12 protein-coding genes, 1 tRNA gene and 3 pseudogenes are annotated in these 14808 nt (G+C 52.8%); 8 read left to right on the top strand and 8 right to left on the bottom strand.

Features of this window, described 5'->3' with window-relative positions; genetic code table 11:
- On the top strand, window positions 1-106 hold a 106-nt coding region (locus Q3A88_RS12375; protein ID WP_317178013.1), incomplete at its 5' end, for a hypothetical protein.
- A 155-nt stretch (window positions 107-261) separates the two neighbouring features.
- Here the strand turns inward: Q3A88_RS12375 and Q3A88_RS12370 are convergent.
- The gene (locus tag Q3A88_RS12370) at window positions 262-1383 is read right to left on the bottom strand and encodes a cupin domain-containing protein (RefSeq protein ID WP_317178011.1); all 1122 of its coding nucleotides are present in this window, start codon (window positions 1381-1383) and stop codon (window positions 262-264) included.
- A gap of 90 nt (window positions 1384-1473) precedes the next feature.
- Complete coding sequence (locus tag Q3A88_RS12365; protein WP_317178010.1) at window positions 1474-1902, bottom strand: GNAT family N-acetyltransferase; 429 nt, start codon at window positions 1900-1902, stop codon at window positions 1474-1476.
- Window positions 1903-2161: 259 nt separating this feature from the next.
- Here Q3A88_RS12365 and Q3A88_RS12360 point away from each other — a divergent pair.
- The 4 genes and pseudogenes from Q3A88_RS12360 to Q3A88_RS12345 all read left to right on the top strand — a co-directional run.
- Window positions 2162-2329: pseudogene (locus Q3A88_RS12360) on the top strand (transcriptional regulator); the annotation flags it as partial.
- A gap of 284 nt (window positions 2330-2613) precedes the next feature.
- The gene (locus Q3A88_RS12355; protein WP_317178008.1) at window positions 2614-2934 is read left to right on the top strand and encodes a type II toxin-antitoxin system RelE/ParE family toxin; all 321 of its coding nucleotides are present in this window, start codon (window positions 2614-2616) and stop codon (window positions 2932-2934) included.
- Window positions 2924-3208, top strand: coding sequence for a helix-turn-helix transcriptional regulator (locus Q3A88_RS12350; RefSeq protein WP_315708604.1), 285 nt, complete (start codon window positions 2924-2926; stop codon window positions 3206-3208). The genes Q3A88_RS12355 and Q3A88_RS12350 overlap by 11 nt, the downstream gene beginning before the upstream one ends.
- Before the next feature lie 6 nt (window positions 3209-3214).
- A pseudogene (locus Q3A88_RS12345) lies at window positions 3215-3361 on the top strand (transcriptional regulator); the annotation flags it as partial.
- 93 nt (window positions 3362-3454) lie between these two features.
- On the opposite strand, the pseudogene Q3A88_RS12340 reads toward Q3A88_RS12345, so the two are convergent.
- The 5 genes and pseudogenes from Q3A88_RS12340 to lptF form a co-directional block, all read right to left on the bottom strand.
- Window positions 3455-3589 (bottom strand): annotated as a pseudogene (locus Q3A88_RS12340) (CopG family transcriptional regulator); the annotation flags it as partial.
- A gap of 45 nt (window positions 3590-3634) precedes the next feature.
- Window positions 3635-4891, bottom strand: coding sequence for a tyrosine-type recombinase/integrase (locus Q3A88_RS12335; protein ID WP_317178007.1), 1257 nt, complete (start codon window positions 4889-4891; stop codon window positions 3635-3637).
- A gap of 220 nt (window positions 4892-5111) precedes the next feature.
- Window positions 5112-5196 (bottom strand) — tRNA-Leu (locus tag Q3A88_RS12330).
- Between the two features lie 230 nt (window positions 5197-5426).
- Window positions 5427-6503 carry an LPS export ABC transporter permease LptG gene (gene lptG / locus Q3A88_RS12325; RefSeq protein WP_010284634.1) on the bottom strand — a complete coding sequence of 359 codons (1077 nt, stop codon included), beginning with the start codon at window positions 6501-6503 and terminating at the stop codon, window positions 5427-5429.
- Complete coding sequence (gene lptF / locus Q3A88_RS12320; protein WP_317178006.1) at window positions 6503-7618, bottom strand: LPS export ABC transporter permease LptF; 1116 nt, start codon at window positions 7616-7618, stop codon at window positions 6503-6505. The genes lptG and lptF overlap by 1 nt, the downstream gene beginning before the upstream one ends.
- A gap of 282 nt (window positions 7619-7900) precedes the next feature.
- On the opposite strand from lptF, the gene pepA reads away from it, so the two are divergent.
- The 3 genes from pepA to Q3A88_RS12305 all read left to right on the top strand — a co-directional run bounded on the left by pepA (window position 7901) and on the right by Q3A88_RS12305 (window position 12854).
- Window positions 7901-9412, top strand: coding sequence for a leucyl aminopeptidase (gene pepA, locus Q3A88_RS12315; RefSeq protein WP_010284628.1), 1512 nt, complete (start codon window positions 7901-7903; stop codon window positions 9410-9412).
- Window positions 9413-9536: 124 nt separating this feature from the next.
- Window positions 9537-9986: a DNA polymerase III subunit chi gene (locus Q3A88_RS12310; RefSeq protein WP_005973664.1), complete on the top strand. Its 450-nt coding sequence runs from the start codon at window positions 9537-9539 to the stop codon at window positions 9984-9986.
- Window positions 9987-9998: 12 nt separating this feature from the next.
- A complete protein-coding gene (locus Q3A88_RS12305; protein ID WP_317178005.1) occupies window positions 9999-12854 on the top strand; it encodes a valine--tRNA ligase in 2856 nt (951 codons plus the stop codon).
- Between the two features lie 223 nt (window positions 12855-13077).
- Here the strand turns inward: Q3A88_RS12305 and Q3A88_RS12300 are convergent, their stop codons facing one another.
- Window positions 13078-14697, bottom strand: coding sequence for a methyl-accepting chemotaxis protein (locus Q3A88_RS12300; protein ID WP_317178004.1), 1620 nt, complete (start codon window positions 14695-14697; stop codon window positions 13078-13080).
- Window positions 14698-14808 lie beyond the last annotated feature (111 nt).

The raw sequence follows: 14808 nt of genomic DNA, 5'->3' as shown, positions 1-14808 counted from the left end.
TCAGTGCCGGTATATGTGGCAGTTACTGGAACAGGTAAAGCGATTTATGAATGCCGCTTCGCCGTTCCCCGGAAATCAACATGGTTTGGCTAAAGTGGAGCGGTAATATGCAAAGCTATTTAGAAGATAGCTCAATTATCCATTACCAATTAATTCAATAAATCACTAATTGCTAGCAATAGAAGACCCTTCATACTATAGGAGGCGGCCTCAAACCACACCATGCAAGAATGCTCTCGGAGGCCGCAACTAAGAAGAGTGTTATTCGTCGAAGAACCAATATCCTTGATTAACCAACCCGGTTAATTCAGCCACAAATGCCGGATTTTTCAGCGCCGCACCCAGCTCTTTTTTACCAAGAACGGTGTAACGACACAGCGCATCCGCCGCTTTCGGATCGACCGTGTCCAATCGTTCGCTGTTGATGAAGTAGCTACCGCCGACTTCAAGAACGCGCAGGCCGCTCAAACGCGTCAACACACCACCGTCCATCAACGCCCGCACAACCTCATCCGGCTTGTAGGGCGGTTCTGCCGGTGCGATATCCAGCTCGTGGCGCGGCGTCGTCACAAAGCGACCGAACCACTGCTTCAACGCTTCTGGCTGATTGATCACGTCGATCATCATCTCGCGCAGACGGTCAAACTCATAGTCCTCAACCCGCCCCGGATGTTCCCGACAGGTCAAATCAGGGTCGCTGTAGTGCTCACCGCCGAGATCGTTCTCCAGCACATAGTCAGCAAAGCTGCTGATTAAGTCTCTGCCGTTCGGCCCACGGAACCCCACGGAGTAGTTAAGTGCGGTTTCATGCGTGAAGCCATCGTGCGGGAAGCCTGGTGGAATATAGAGAATATCGCCCGGCTCAAGATCCTCATCAATGATCGGCGGGAAAGGATCGACATGCAGCAACGCAGGATGCGAGCAAAACTGACGCATCGGCAGCTTGTCACCCACGCGCCAACGGCGGCTACCCATCCCCTGAATGATGAAGACATCGTACTGATCGATATGCGGACCCACGCCGCCGCCCGGTACGGAAAAGGAGATCATCAGGTCATCTAAACGCCAGTCCGGCAACACGCGGAACGGGCTCACGAGTTCAGCAGACGGCGCATGCCAGTGATTCACCGCCTGAGCCAGCAGCGACCAGCCGGTTTCACCCAGATTATCAAAATGCTCAAACGGCCCGTTGCTGGCCTGCCACTGACCATTGTTATGGCTGACCAAACGGCTATCGACCTCCGGCTCCATCGCCAGACCCGCCAGCTCATCCGGCGTAATCGGATCGACGAAATTCGGGAAAGCATTTTTCAATACAACAGGTTGTTTTTGCCAGTATTTTTCTAAGAATTCGGGCCAGTTAAGGTTAAGTTGGTAAGCCATGCGTCCACACCAGTGAGAAGAGAAACGGGCCTGATTATAAAGAAGGGGCTACCAGCGCTACCTTGTCATTGGTCAATGGGCGGATAACTATCATGCAGACTGCATATTTTGCTTTATTAGATAGTGCCTAAACATGCCTTCTTCAGGAAAATCGGGTAAAGACATTTGCAGTTGATAACCTTGCTTTTCATAGAAAGGAAGTGCCTGAAAACTAAAGGTATCCACAAGAGCATGACGGCACCCAAGACGTATCGCCTCCTGCTCTGCTTCTTTCATCAACGCGCTGCCGAGCTTCAGACCTCTGGATTCCTCGCTCACCCACAAATAATCAATACACAGCCATAATCCTTTACGCATGGCGATCAACCCGCCCGTCATCACTCCGGCGCTATTTCGGTGAAAAATACCGATTTGCCCAAAAGAAGCAGGATTAATAAACCGATGGTTGTAACTCCTCAGGCCAGCAAAAAGTGCTTCCCGATCGTTATCAGCGATTTCGTGCGTCACGATTAACTCCATTCGTCCTCCTCGGTTCCTGTTTATTAAAAATGCATGACTTGTATAAATAACGCTTAGAAGAAATCTGGTTTCAGCGATTCCCGAGCTTCCATACACTCGCCCGTTCAGCATAAGCACAATCCGCCTTTCGGTACACGACTCTCTGCATGGCGATTGTGATTATCTGTGTGGTTACAGCTGTATCGTGGGGATGCCACATCGCCACTGGCAAACCATGGCAGGCAAGCTGGTGACACAGGGTGTGGTGATTTATGTTGTCGGCGAAGGCTGCACCCGTTCATTAGTGCGGGATGATATGCGGGCAATGGGCTTTGATGTGAACAAGAAGTTCACCCGCTGGCTGGACAAACTGGAAAAGGATGGCCTGATCGCCTTTGAGGGGGAACGGATCACGCCACTCTCGCAACGGAATAAGGCGGGGGATTAAATGGGGGAAAGTGGGGGCGAACGGATAAGAAGTCCTTCTATCCGGCATTTTCCCCCACTTTCCACGCATATATAGGTGCGAAGTGGGGGAATGACTTAACTCAATAATAAATAAACATTTTTAACAAAGTGGTGAAAATCAGGTGGGGGAAGCCGTGATCCCTGAGTAAGTGGGGGAAAGGTGGGGGATGCCTGCTAATCGCTTACTCTGCCGACACACGTCAAATATAACATTTGAGTTATTATAACTTATGGGTTATATTCCCCGTTAATAAGGGGACTGACATGTATGAATTGATTTTTCACCCCGAAGCTGCAAGCGAAATTTATGACCTCGAACCTATTATGCAGGCAAAAGCGCTTAAAGGGCTTGAAAAACTTGAAGCTAAAGGGCCCGAGCTAAGATATCCAGACACGGACATCATCGAAGGTGGATTATTTGAGCTACGGGTTGGTAGAAAAGACATAAGCAGAACGTTTTTTGCTTACGCAAAAGGACGTAAGATCTATATTTTAAGGACATTCGTAAAGAAAACCCCTAAGACCCCGAAAGCTGAAATAGCGCTGGCAAAGTCAAGATGGGAGGAATTGAAAGATGGCAGTTAAAGGTATCAACTTCTCTGAAGTTAAAGCGAAAGCGCTTTCTAATCCTGAAGTTAAAAAAGCGTATGAGGACGAAACTCAAGAAGAAGAGCTTCGCGCTGTTCTGATCGAAATGAAGTCCAAGTCAGGTCTGACAAGTACAGAAATTGCCGCTCGCATGGGTGTAAGCCAACCTGCGGTGAGCCGCCTTGAGAGAAATGTTTCCAGTGCGAGTATCTCAACCTTACAACGGTATGCCGCTGCTTGTGGGATGCAGCTTAAACTGTCACTGGGTTAAGATTCGCGCGGTATTCATAAGCCGGATTTTGCACTGGCCTGCCGCTTAGCATCAGTGCTGCACGTCCCGGCTTGCTATTTCTATACGGTGGAAGACGATCTGGCAGAAATGATACTTGGGTATTATGAACAGCAGGAAAAATCATCTACATAAGAAAAATGAGCGCCAGCCCCTCCCAAAAAAGGGGCTGGTGCGGAGCTTAATGCATGGGCTTTAGATACAGGATACGCCCCGTATTTCTATCGATTATGCTTTTTTCAGTCTGGCGATAAACGCCTGCATATCAACGTGATTAACAACACGCCCTGCATCAACATCGGCAAGTCCTTGTAAGACCCTCTGATGACGCTGTTCTGCCTCCTCAATCAGAGAAGTGAGCGCTACCGCTGGTTTTTTCGTTTCTTTCATCGCCAGATCTCTAATGAATCAAATATTTTTAAACTCATACGGCACCACATACTCTTTCCGGTTCGCATCCAGATAATCCGCCCACCATTGCAGCATCAGTCTACGCTCATCCAGATGCTCCGCTTTGTGGATATAGGCAGCACGGACGCCGTTGCGTTCCTGATGACTCATCTGGCGCTCTACCGCATCCCGCGACCACTGGCCGGACTCCACCAGTGCGCTACAGGCCATGGTGCGAAAGCCATGTCCGCAAATCTCTGTAGTGGTGTCATATCCCATGGTTCGTAATGCGTTGTTGACGGTGTTTTCGCTCATCGGTTTGGTTGGTCGATGATCGCCGGGGAAAATCAGTTCATGAGCACCGCTGATGGCCTTAATCTCTTCCAGCAGCGCTAAAGCCTGTCGGGATAACGGCACCAGATGTTCAGAGCGCATCTTTGCGCCGCGCTGCGAATGCTTCACGCCGGGAATGGCTTCACGTTCAGCCGGTATCGTCCACATGGCACGTTTAAAATCGATTTCCGGCCAGCGGGCAAAACGTAGCTCACTGGAGCGGATAAAAACGCACAGCGTGAGTTTTAAGGCCAGTCTGGTTAACGCCCGCCCTTTGTGGCGTTCTATCCGTGCCAGAAAATCCGGCAGTTTATTCAGTTTCAGGGCAGGTCGGTGAGTGGCCTTGGGCGCAGCTATCGCGCCAGAGAGGTCTTGCGCGGGGTTACGCTCTATCAGATCGTTCTGCACCGCATAACGCATAATATCGGTGACGCGCTGGCGCAGCCGTGACGCCAAATCAAGATGGCCGTTCTGTTCGACGACTTTCAGCGGCTCCAGCAGGTCTTTAGTTTTCAGGTCGGCAATATGGCGATGCCCGATAGCAGGCAGTAGATTTCGTTCCATATCGCGCCATACCCGTCCGGCGTGTGTTTCTGACCACCGATTTTGGCTAATGTTTCGGTGCCAGTCCTGCGCGACCTTCGCAAAAGTATTCAACGCCTCTTGCGCCTGCTCTTTTTCTTCTTCGCGCTTTTCCGTTGGGTGAATGCCCTCCAACAGCAGCAATCGTATCTCATCACGCTTCTCTCTGGCCTTTGCCAGCGAGACTAGCGGATAGGCACCGAACGCAATCCGGCTTTCCTTACCTTCAAAGCGATATTTGAGATACCAGCGCTTAGAGCCGTTAGGACTCACCAAAAGATACAGGCCGTGCGCGTCCGCGAGCTTATAGGCTTTCTCGCGGGGCTTGGCGGTACGGGCAACAACGTCGGTCAGTGCCATAATTTGGGGGTCAACTCATAATCGAAGTGAATTGACCCTTATCTTGACCCCCAAATCCTCTGGATGTCAATGGATGAAAAAAGACCATCGTGGATAAAACAGACAAAAACCCATAGATGGAAATGAAATTAAAATTGTTATTTTACAGATAGATATGGACGTTACTGGACGATTTTGGACATAAAAAAAGCCACCCTGAGGTGACTTGATTTTCATACGATGGTGCCGAAGGCCGGACTCGAACCGGCACACCTTGCGGCGGTTGATTTTGAATCAACTGCGTCTACCGATTTCGCCACTTCGGCACAGAAGTAGTATGCGGAAAACGGGTGCATTATACCGTTTGACGGCCCACGCGCAACGTTAATCCACTCTGCATTCGCTTAAGTGCTGAAAAAATCATCTCTAGCAACGTGTTATGCCCGCTTCACCTTAATATAAAGTGGTAATGAACGTTGCCGAGGGCAATTTGTCACGACCAATAAAAAAGCGCCAAGGGGCTATCCGCTCGGCGCTTTTTTGGAATGACTGGGTCCTATCGGCGTTTTAGCAGCAGCGCTACGCTGATGAACAGAAACACCGAGCTCGGCAAGATCGCGCCCAGGATCGGCGGGATGCCATAGACCAGACTGAGTGGGCGGAATATCTCATTCAGCAGGTAGAAGAGGAAGCCGAAGCTGATACCGATCACGATGCGTGAACCCGCCGACACGCTGCGCAGCGGGCCGAAGATGAAAGAGACCGCCATGAGCATCATCACCGCCACTGAGACCGGGGCAAAGATTTTGCTCCACATGTTCAGCTGGTAGCGGTTCGACTCTTGCCCGCTTTGTTTCAGGTATTTGGCATAATTGTGTAGCCCACGGATCGACAGCGCATCCGGCTCCAGCGCCACCACGCCGAGCTTATCCGGCGTCAGGTTGGTTTTCCATTCTCCGCTGAACGTCTGGCTGCCACCAATCTGTTTACCGTCGCTCAAATCAGATTCATCAACCTGCGAGAGCTTCCAGACATTCCTGTCATCTTCAAACTCGGCAGAGGCCGCATAGCGCACAGATAGCAGCTTGTTCTTATCGTCGAAGTGGTAGATGTTGACGCCAGACAGTTCTTTATCGCCCGTCACTCGTTCGATATAGATAAAGTCATTGCCGTCTTTTGCCCACAGTCCGCCCTGCGTAGAGATCATCGACCCACCGGAAATCATCTGAGAGCGGTAGTTGCGTGCCATCTGTTCCCCTTGCGGAGACACCCACTCGCCAATCGCCATCGTCAGCAGCACCAGCGGGATCGCAGTTTTCATCACGGCCGTCGCAATCTGCAAGCGGGTAAAGCCAGAAGCCTGCATCACCACTAGTTCGCTGCGGGTTGCAAGCTGGCCCAGCCCGAGCAACGCGCCCAGCAGCGCCGCCATCGGGAAGAAGATCTCAATATCTTTGGGTACGCTGAGCAGCGTGTACAACCCTGCGCCCAGCGCCGAATACTCGCCCTGCCCGACTTTACGCAACTGGTCGACAAACTTGATGATGCCGGAGAGCGACACCAGCATGAACAACGTCGTCATGATGGTGGTAAAAATCGTTTTGCCGATATAGCGGTCTAATACACCAAACATCAGGCCGCTCCTTGTGTTTTAAGGGTACGAGGCTTAAAGCGGGCGCGCACTTTGCGCATCGGCACGGTATCCCAGAGGTTAAGCATGACCGCGATACCGAAGTACATCAGGTTGGTCAGCCAGACCCATACCATCGGATCGATTTTTCCTTTGCTGGCGTTAGAACGCAGCGAGCTTTGCAGCAAGAAGAAAATCAGGTACAGCAGCATCGCAGGCAGCATGCTCAGTACCCTGCCCTGACGTGGATTCACCACACTCAGCGGCACCACCATCAGCGCCATGATCAGTACCGAAAGAATCAACGTCAGCCGCCAGTGGAACTCCGCACGCGCATCATGTGCATCCGAATGCCACAGGGTCTTCATATCCATTTGTTGCACGTCGCTATTATTTAGCGTCACGCTCTGGTGACCAATCACGGCCTGATAGTTGGTGAAATCGGTGATACGAAAATCACGCAGCAGCGCCGTGCCTTCGTAACGCGAACCGTTATCCAACGTCACAACCTGCGCACCATCTTCGTTTTGCTTGATATGGCCGCGATCGGCGACGACGACAGAAGGCCGTGCGTTACCGCTGGGGCGCAGCTGTGCCAGAAAGACGTGCTCAAACTCTGCCCCTTTGACATTGCCGACAAACAGCACCGCGTTGCCACCCTGTGCGGACTGGAACTGCCCTTCAACCAATGCTGCCATACCAGGGTTCGCCTTCGCTTCCGCCAACACTTCTTCCTGATGCCGTGACGACCATGGGCTGAGCCACATGACGTTAATCGTTGCGACGATGGCAGTGAACACGGCCAGGACCAGTGCAGCTTTCAGCAGCACGCGTTTGCCCAACCCGCAGGCGTGCATGACGGTGATCTCGCTTTCCGCATAGAGGCGGCCAAACGTCATCAATACGCCAAGAAATAGACTTAATGGCAGGATGAGCTGCACCATTTCTGGCACGCCCAATCCCAACAGAGAGATAACCAAATTTGTCGGGATTTCACCATCAACAGCGGCGCCCAGTATCCGCACTAATTTCTGGCAAAAGAAAATCAGTAACAGAATGAAAAGGATGGCCAGTTGACTCTTAAAGGTTTCCCGTACCAGATATCGAATGATGATCACGCTTAATTACGCCTGTGAAAACTTGTCTTTTTGCAGGAAAATCGATAGTTTCTTCGCTAACGCGCCATTTATACTCATTTTTGGCTGCCCTCTTAGCTAAAACTGTATTACAACACACTGCGTTTGAGCTGTTGTATCAGAACCTGCTTATTAGTCACTAAAACAGGTTCGTTACGTCGTTAAGATTAACACAGGTTATGTTAACGCAACGGCGGGAAGTATTACGGAGTGTCACATTCTAGCCGTTGCCCCCGCTGTTGTCTTTAAGATTCAGGAGAGTACATGGAGTTCAGCGTAAAAAGCGGTAGCCCGGAAAAACAACGCAGTGCCTGCATTGTCGTCGGCGTGTTTGAACCGCGTCGTCTGTCCCCTATTGCCGAACAACTCGATAAAATCAGCGACGGCTACATCAGCGCGTTGCTTCGCCGTGGTGAATTAGAAGGCAAAGTGGGGCAATCACTGCTTTTGCACCATGTACCTAACATTCTTTCCGAGCGCATTCTGCTGATTGGTTGCGGTAAAGAGCGCGAACTTGATGAACGCCAGTACAAACAGGTGATTCAGAAAACGATCAACGCCCTGAACGAAACCGGTTCAATGGAAGCGGTCTGCTTCCTGACCGAGCTGCACGTGAAAGGCCGTAACACGTACTGGAAAGTGCGTCAGGCAGTCGAAACCGCAAAAGAGACGCTGTACACCTTCGATCAGCTTAAGAGCAACAAGGTCGAGCTGCGCCGTCCGCTGCGCAAAATGGTCTTCAACGTGCCGACACGCCGTGAGCTGACCAGCGGCGAGCGTGCCATTCAGCACGGTCTGGCGATTGCTGCGGGTATCAAAGCCGCGAAAGATCTCGGCAACATGCCGCCGAATATCTGTAATGCCGCGTATCTGGCTTCGCAAGCGCGTCAACTGGCCGATACCTATAGCCAGAACATCATCACGCGCGTGATTGGCGAGCAGCAGATGAAAGAGCTGGGCATGAATGCCTATCTGGCCGTGGGTCAGGGCTCGCAGAATGAATCGCTGATGTCCGTGATCGAATATAAAGGCGACCCAAACCCGGAAACCCGCCCGATTGTGCTGGTCGGTAAAGGGCTGACGTTCGATTCCGGCGGCATCTCCATCAAACCTGCCGACAGCATGGACGAAATGAAATACGACATGTGCGGCGCGGCCACGGTCTACGGCGTGATGCGCATGGCGGCCGAACTGGCGCTGCCGTTGAATATCATCGGCGTGCTGGCGGGTTGTGAAAACATGGTCGATGGGCGCGCATACCGTCCGGGCGACGTACTGACCACGATGTCCGGCCAAACGGTTGAAGTGCTGAACACCGATGCGGAGGGCCGTCTGGTCTTGTGTGATACGCTGACCTACGTGGAGCGCTATGAGCCGGACGTCGTCATTGACGTCGCAACGCTGACCGGCGCGTGCGTGATTGCGCTGGGGCACCACATCACTGGGCTGATGGCGAACCACAATCCGCTGGCGCACGAGCTGTTGAGCGCGTCCGAGCAGTCTGGCGACCGCGCATGGCGTCTGCCGCTGACCGACGAATTCCAGGAACAGCTGGAATCCAATTTTGCCGATATGGCGAATATTGGCGGTCGTCCAGGCGGTGCGATTACCGCAGGCTGCTTCCTGTCGCGCTTTACGCGTAAGTACAGCTGGGCGCATCTGGATATCGCAGGTACCGCCTGGCGCTCTGGTAAAGCCAAAGGCGCAACGGGTCGCCCGGTCGCGCTGTTATCACAGTTCCTGCTTAACCGCGCCGGACAGAACGACGTAGAATAAGACTTTCACGTCAACGGCGATGACCAAAGCCAGCGATTGCCTTATCCTTATAAGGTAATTGTCTATCGGGCCGGACTTCCGGCCCTTATCACTTTCTGGCTCTTAGCAATCAATAGTGTAAACAATGAAAAACGCAACGTTCTATCTTCTCGAACACGACAGCAAAAGCGGTGAGCTCAGCGCCCATGAGGCACTGGCATGCGATCTGGCGGCAGAACGTTGGCGAGCAGGAAAGCGCGTGCTGATTGCCTGTGAAGACGAGCAGCAGGCCATCAGACTGGACGAAGCATTGTGGCAGCGCGATCCCAACGCATTCGTGCCGCACAATCTGGCAGGCGAAGGGCCGCGTCACGGTGCGCCGGTCGAACTGGCCTGGCCGCAACGGCGTGGCAACGCGCCACGGGATCTGCTGATCAGCCTATTGCCGCAGTTCGCAGATTTTGCCACCGCTTTCCATGAAGTGATAGACTTTGTCCCTTACGAAGAATCCTTGAAACAGTTGGCGCGCGACCGCTATAAAACCTATCGCAGCGTCGGCTTCCAATTGACCACGGCTACGCCGCCAACTCACTGAATTTTGAGCATAATGGAAACGAAATATAACCCGCAAGATATCGAGCAGCCGCTCTACGAACACTGGGAAAAGCAAGGCTACTTCAAGCCGCACGGCGACACGAGTAAAGACAGCTTCAGCATCATGATCCCGCCGCCCAACGTCACCGGCAGCTTGCATATGGGTCACGCTTTCCAGCAAACCATTATGGATACGTTGATTCGCTATCAGCGTATGCAGGGTAAAAATACCCTGTGGCAGGCAGGCACCGACCACGCCGGTATCGCCACGCAGATGGTCGTTGAGCGCAAGATCGCCGCAGAAGAAGGCAAAACTCGCCACGATTACGGCCGCGAAGCGTTCATCGACAAAATCTGGCAGTGGAAAGGCGAATCCGGTGGCAACATCACCAATCAGATGCGCCGTCTGGGCAACTCCGTTGACTGGGAGCGCGAGCGCTTCACCATGGATGAAGGCCTGTCCAACGCGGTGAAAGAAGTTTTCGTCCGTCTGTATAAAGAAGACCTGATTTACCGTGGCAAGCGTCTGGTGAACTGGGATCCAAAACTGCGTACTGCAATTTCCGATCTGGAAGTCGAAAACCGCGAAGTGAAAGGGTCGATGTGGCACCTGCGCTATCCGCTGGCCGATGGCGTGAAAACCGCTGACGGGAAAGACTATCTGGTCGTCGCGACTACCCGCCCGGAAACCGTGCTGGGTGATACTGGCGTCGCCGTTAACCCGGAAGATCCGCGTTATAAAGATCTGATCGGCAAAGAGGTGATCCTGCCACTGATTGGCCGTCGTATTCCGATCGTTGGCGACGAACATGCCGATATGGAAAAAGGCACCGGCTGTGTGAAGATCACGCCAGCGCACGACTTCAACGACTACGAAGTCGGTAAACGCCACCAGTTGCCGATGGTCAATATCCTGACGTTCGACGGCGATATCCGTCAGAGCGCTGAAGTTTTTGATACCAATGGCGAAGCCAGCACCGCTTGCAGCAGCGACATTCCAGAAGCCTTCCAGGGTCTGGAGCGTTTTGCCGCGCGTAAAGCGCTCGTCGCCGCATTCGATGAGCTTGGTCTTCTGGAAGAGATCAAAGCGCACGATCTGACCGTTCCTTACGGCGACCGTGGCGGCGTTGTCATTGAGCCGATGCTGACCGACCAGTGGTATGTACGGGCTGCCGTGTTAGCTAAACCGGCGGTGGAAGCGGTAGAAGATGGCCGCATCCAGTTCGTACCAAAACAGTACGAAAACATGTACTTCAGCTGGATGCGCGACATTCAGGACTGGTGTATCTCCCGTCAGCTGTGGTGGGGTCACCGCATTCCGGCCTGGTACGATGCTAACGGCAACGTCTATGTAGGCCGTACCGAAGCGGAAGTACGCAGTGAAAACAACCTCGCTGACGATGTCGTTCTGAATCAGGACGAAGACGTACTGGATACCTGGTTCTCATCTGGGCTGTGGACGTTCTCTACGCTGGGTTGGCCAGAGCAAACGCCCGATCTGAAAGCATTCCACCCAAGCAGCGTGATGGTCAGCGGCTTCGACATCATCTTCTTCTGGATTGCCCGCATGATCATGCTGACCATGCACTTCATCAAAGATAAAGACGGCAAACCCCAAGTGCCATTCCATACCGTCTACATGACCGGCCTGATCCGTGATGATGAAGGTCAGAAGATGTCCAAATCCAAAGGGAACGTGATCGACCCGCTGGATATGGTCGACGGCATTTCGCTGGAAGCGCTGCTGGAAAAACGTACCGGCAATATGATGCAGCCGCAGCTAGCGGAAAAAATCCGCAAGCGCACCGAGAAACAGTTCCCGAACGGCATCGAGCCGCACGGTACGGATGCTCTGCGCTTCACGCTGGCGGCGCTGGCCTCTACCGGCCGCGACATCAACTGGGACATGAAACGTCTGGAAGGTTACCGCAACTTCTGTAACAAGCTGTGGAACGCCAGCCGTTTTGTGCTGATGAACACTGAAGATCAGGATTGCGGTTTTGGCGCAGGCGAGAAAGTGCTGTCACTGGCTGACCGCTGGGTTCTGGCAGAATTCAACCGCACGGTGAAAGCCTACCGTGAGGCATTGGATGGTTACCGCTTTGATATCGCGGCCAACATTCTGTACGAGTTCACCTGGAACCAGTTCTGCGACTGGTATCTGGAGCTGACGAAGCCTGTGATGAATGGCGGTTCAGAAGCGGAATTGCGCGGTACGCGTCACACGTTAGTTACCGTACTGGAAGCATTGCTGCGTCTGGCACATCCAATTATTCCGTTCATTACCGAAACCATCTGGCTACGCGTTAAAGCGCTGAAAGGCATTAACGCCGACACGATCATGTTGCAGCCGTTCCCTGAATTTGATGCCGCGCAGGAAGATACGCTGGCGCTGAACGATCTGGAATGGATTAAGCAGGCGATTATCGCTGTACGTAACATTCGTGCGGAAATGAACATCGCGCCGGGCAAACCGCTGGAAGTCTTACTGCGTGATGTCACTGGTGAAGCACAGCGTCGCGTGGAAGAGAACCGCAGCTTTATCCAAACGCTGGCGCGTCTGGAAAGCATTACGCTGCTGCCTGCGGGCGATAAAGGTCCGGTTTCCGTCACTAAACTCATTGATGGTGCCGAGCTGTTAATTCCGATGGCAGGCCTGATCGATAAAGCGGCAGAGCTGGATCGTCTGACGAAAGAAGTAGCGAAAATCGAAGCAGAGATTGAGCGCATCGAAAGCAAGCTGTCCAACGAAGGCTTTGTGGCACGCGCACCGGAAGCGGTCGTCACCAAAGAGCGTGAGAAGCTGGACGGTTACGCCGTAGCGAAAGCCAAACTGCTGGAGCAGCACGCAGTCATCGCTGCGCTGTAACGCTCACCGATTTTCTAGCGGTAGTACGGTAAGTACGAAAGCCTCGTTGAAAAACGAGGCTTTTTACTTTATCAGGCGGATAACGGCGTATGGTTAACGTTGACGGTTCCCGTGCCGTTTATCCATACCACACCATTTATGGATTGATGAGTGCGTACATGAATCACCTGTCTTCGCTCTCCACATAACATTAGCGAAAACAGGTGATAAGGTCATTTAACGATTAGCGGGCATCGGCCAGCGCGATGTTCTGACGCAAGCCGGGCAGCACGTTGTCCAACTCCATGTTTTCCCTTGCGATCTGGAAACGGGAAACGGACTGTTGCAGATTAACAACCTGCTCCTGAAGTGAATTCGCAGAGGTCGCCACTTCTGATACCAAGGACGCATTCTGCTGGGTCACACCATCCATCTGATTGATGGCAATATTGATCTGCGAAATGCCGCGGCTCTGCTCGCTGGAAGCCAACGTGATCTCATCCATGATATCGACCACTTTTTTCACATCCATCAGCACTTCGTCCATGGTGTTACCGGCGACTTCAACCAGCCCAGCGCCCTTCTCAATGCGGCTGAGAGAATCATCGATCATGGTGCCAATTTCTTTCGCTGCCGTCGCACTGCGCGCAGCCAGCATCCGCACTTCGGAAGCCACCACCGCAAAGCCTTTACCGTACTGGCCCGCACGCGCAGATTCTACCGCAGCGTTCAGCGCCAGCAGGTTAGTCTGGAAGGCAATGCCATCGATCACGCCAACAATGTCGGAGATCTTGGCAGAACTCTGCTTGATGGAACGCATGGTATCCACCACTTCGGAGACAACATTCCCACCGCGAGACGCGGAATTAGAGGCTTTCAGCGCCAGATCGTTGGCTTTACGCGTGTTGTCTTCGTTGTTTTTCACCGTCGACATGATCTGTTCCATGCTTGAAGCGGTTTCATCCAGCGAGGCCGCCTGCTGTTCAGTACGGCTGGAAAGATCGATGTTGCCGGAGGCAATTTCCTCAACACCGACGCTGATCGCATCGGTTCCGTTACGCACCACGCGCACCATATTTTCCAGCCCGTCGCGCATACGTTGAACCGCAGCAAACAGGTGCGCGATCTCATTTTTTCCGCTGCTATCAATCTGCGCCCGCAGGTCGCCTTCGGCGATGCGGTCAAAGACGGAAATCGCCTGATTCAGCGGTTTCACGATCATGTTGGTCATCACAGACCAGGCCAGTGCCGCCAGCAGCAGCGCACAGGCGATCGCGCCGTACAGGATAGTTTCCATCAGTTGCACACGCCCATTTGAATCCGCGTAGGCCTCATCAATGCTCTTCAGCTTGAAGGCAACCAACGCTTTAGAGGATTTATCAAACGCGGCATACAGCACTGTCGATTTCCCGGCGCGCTGGCGATATTCATCCAGATTCCCTGCGTTAAGCGCCGCAAATGCCGGATCGATAAACTCCTGCATCAACGTATTGCGTTTCTCGGCCATGTCCGAAGAAATGGTTTTTTCCGCTTCGGACTGTGGGTATTTCAGGTATTCCTGCCACTTTTCACTGGCACCGTCGACCTTGCCTCTGGCGCGCCCCAGCGCGACTTTAGCTGCTTCGACATCCCCCTTCCCCATTAATGATTCGTACAGACGCAAATCCAACCGACCACGCAACAGCAATTCTGAGCTGTCATTCAGCGCAACCAGCCCTGGCAGCACTTCCATATCGACGCGAGCAAATGACTTATTCCCTGACTGAACGGCAACCAACCCTAACACGCCGACGAAAAGCAGTAACGCCGCTAACGAAAACACCATCATGCTGAGTGCAGTACGGATCTTTATCTTACGAAACATAAATTATCCCTGTGGCCTAAAATAAGAAAGGATGAGCGCCAGCTCCAGAGCAGAGCCGTTCCGTTATTTACGTAATAGTCGTTATTCATTTTCCAGACGTGTGAATTCCCA

Origin of the sequence: Pectobacterium sp. HCp5_1 (assembly GCF_032905925.1) — a bacterium.
In the GTDB taxonomy this organism is placed as follows: Bacteria; Pseudomonadota; Gammaproteobacteria; order Enterobacterales; family Enterobacteriaceae; genus Pectobacterium; species Pectobacterium brasiliense_A.
This window is presented reverse-complemented; position numbering and strand designations above follow the sequence as displayed.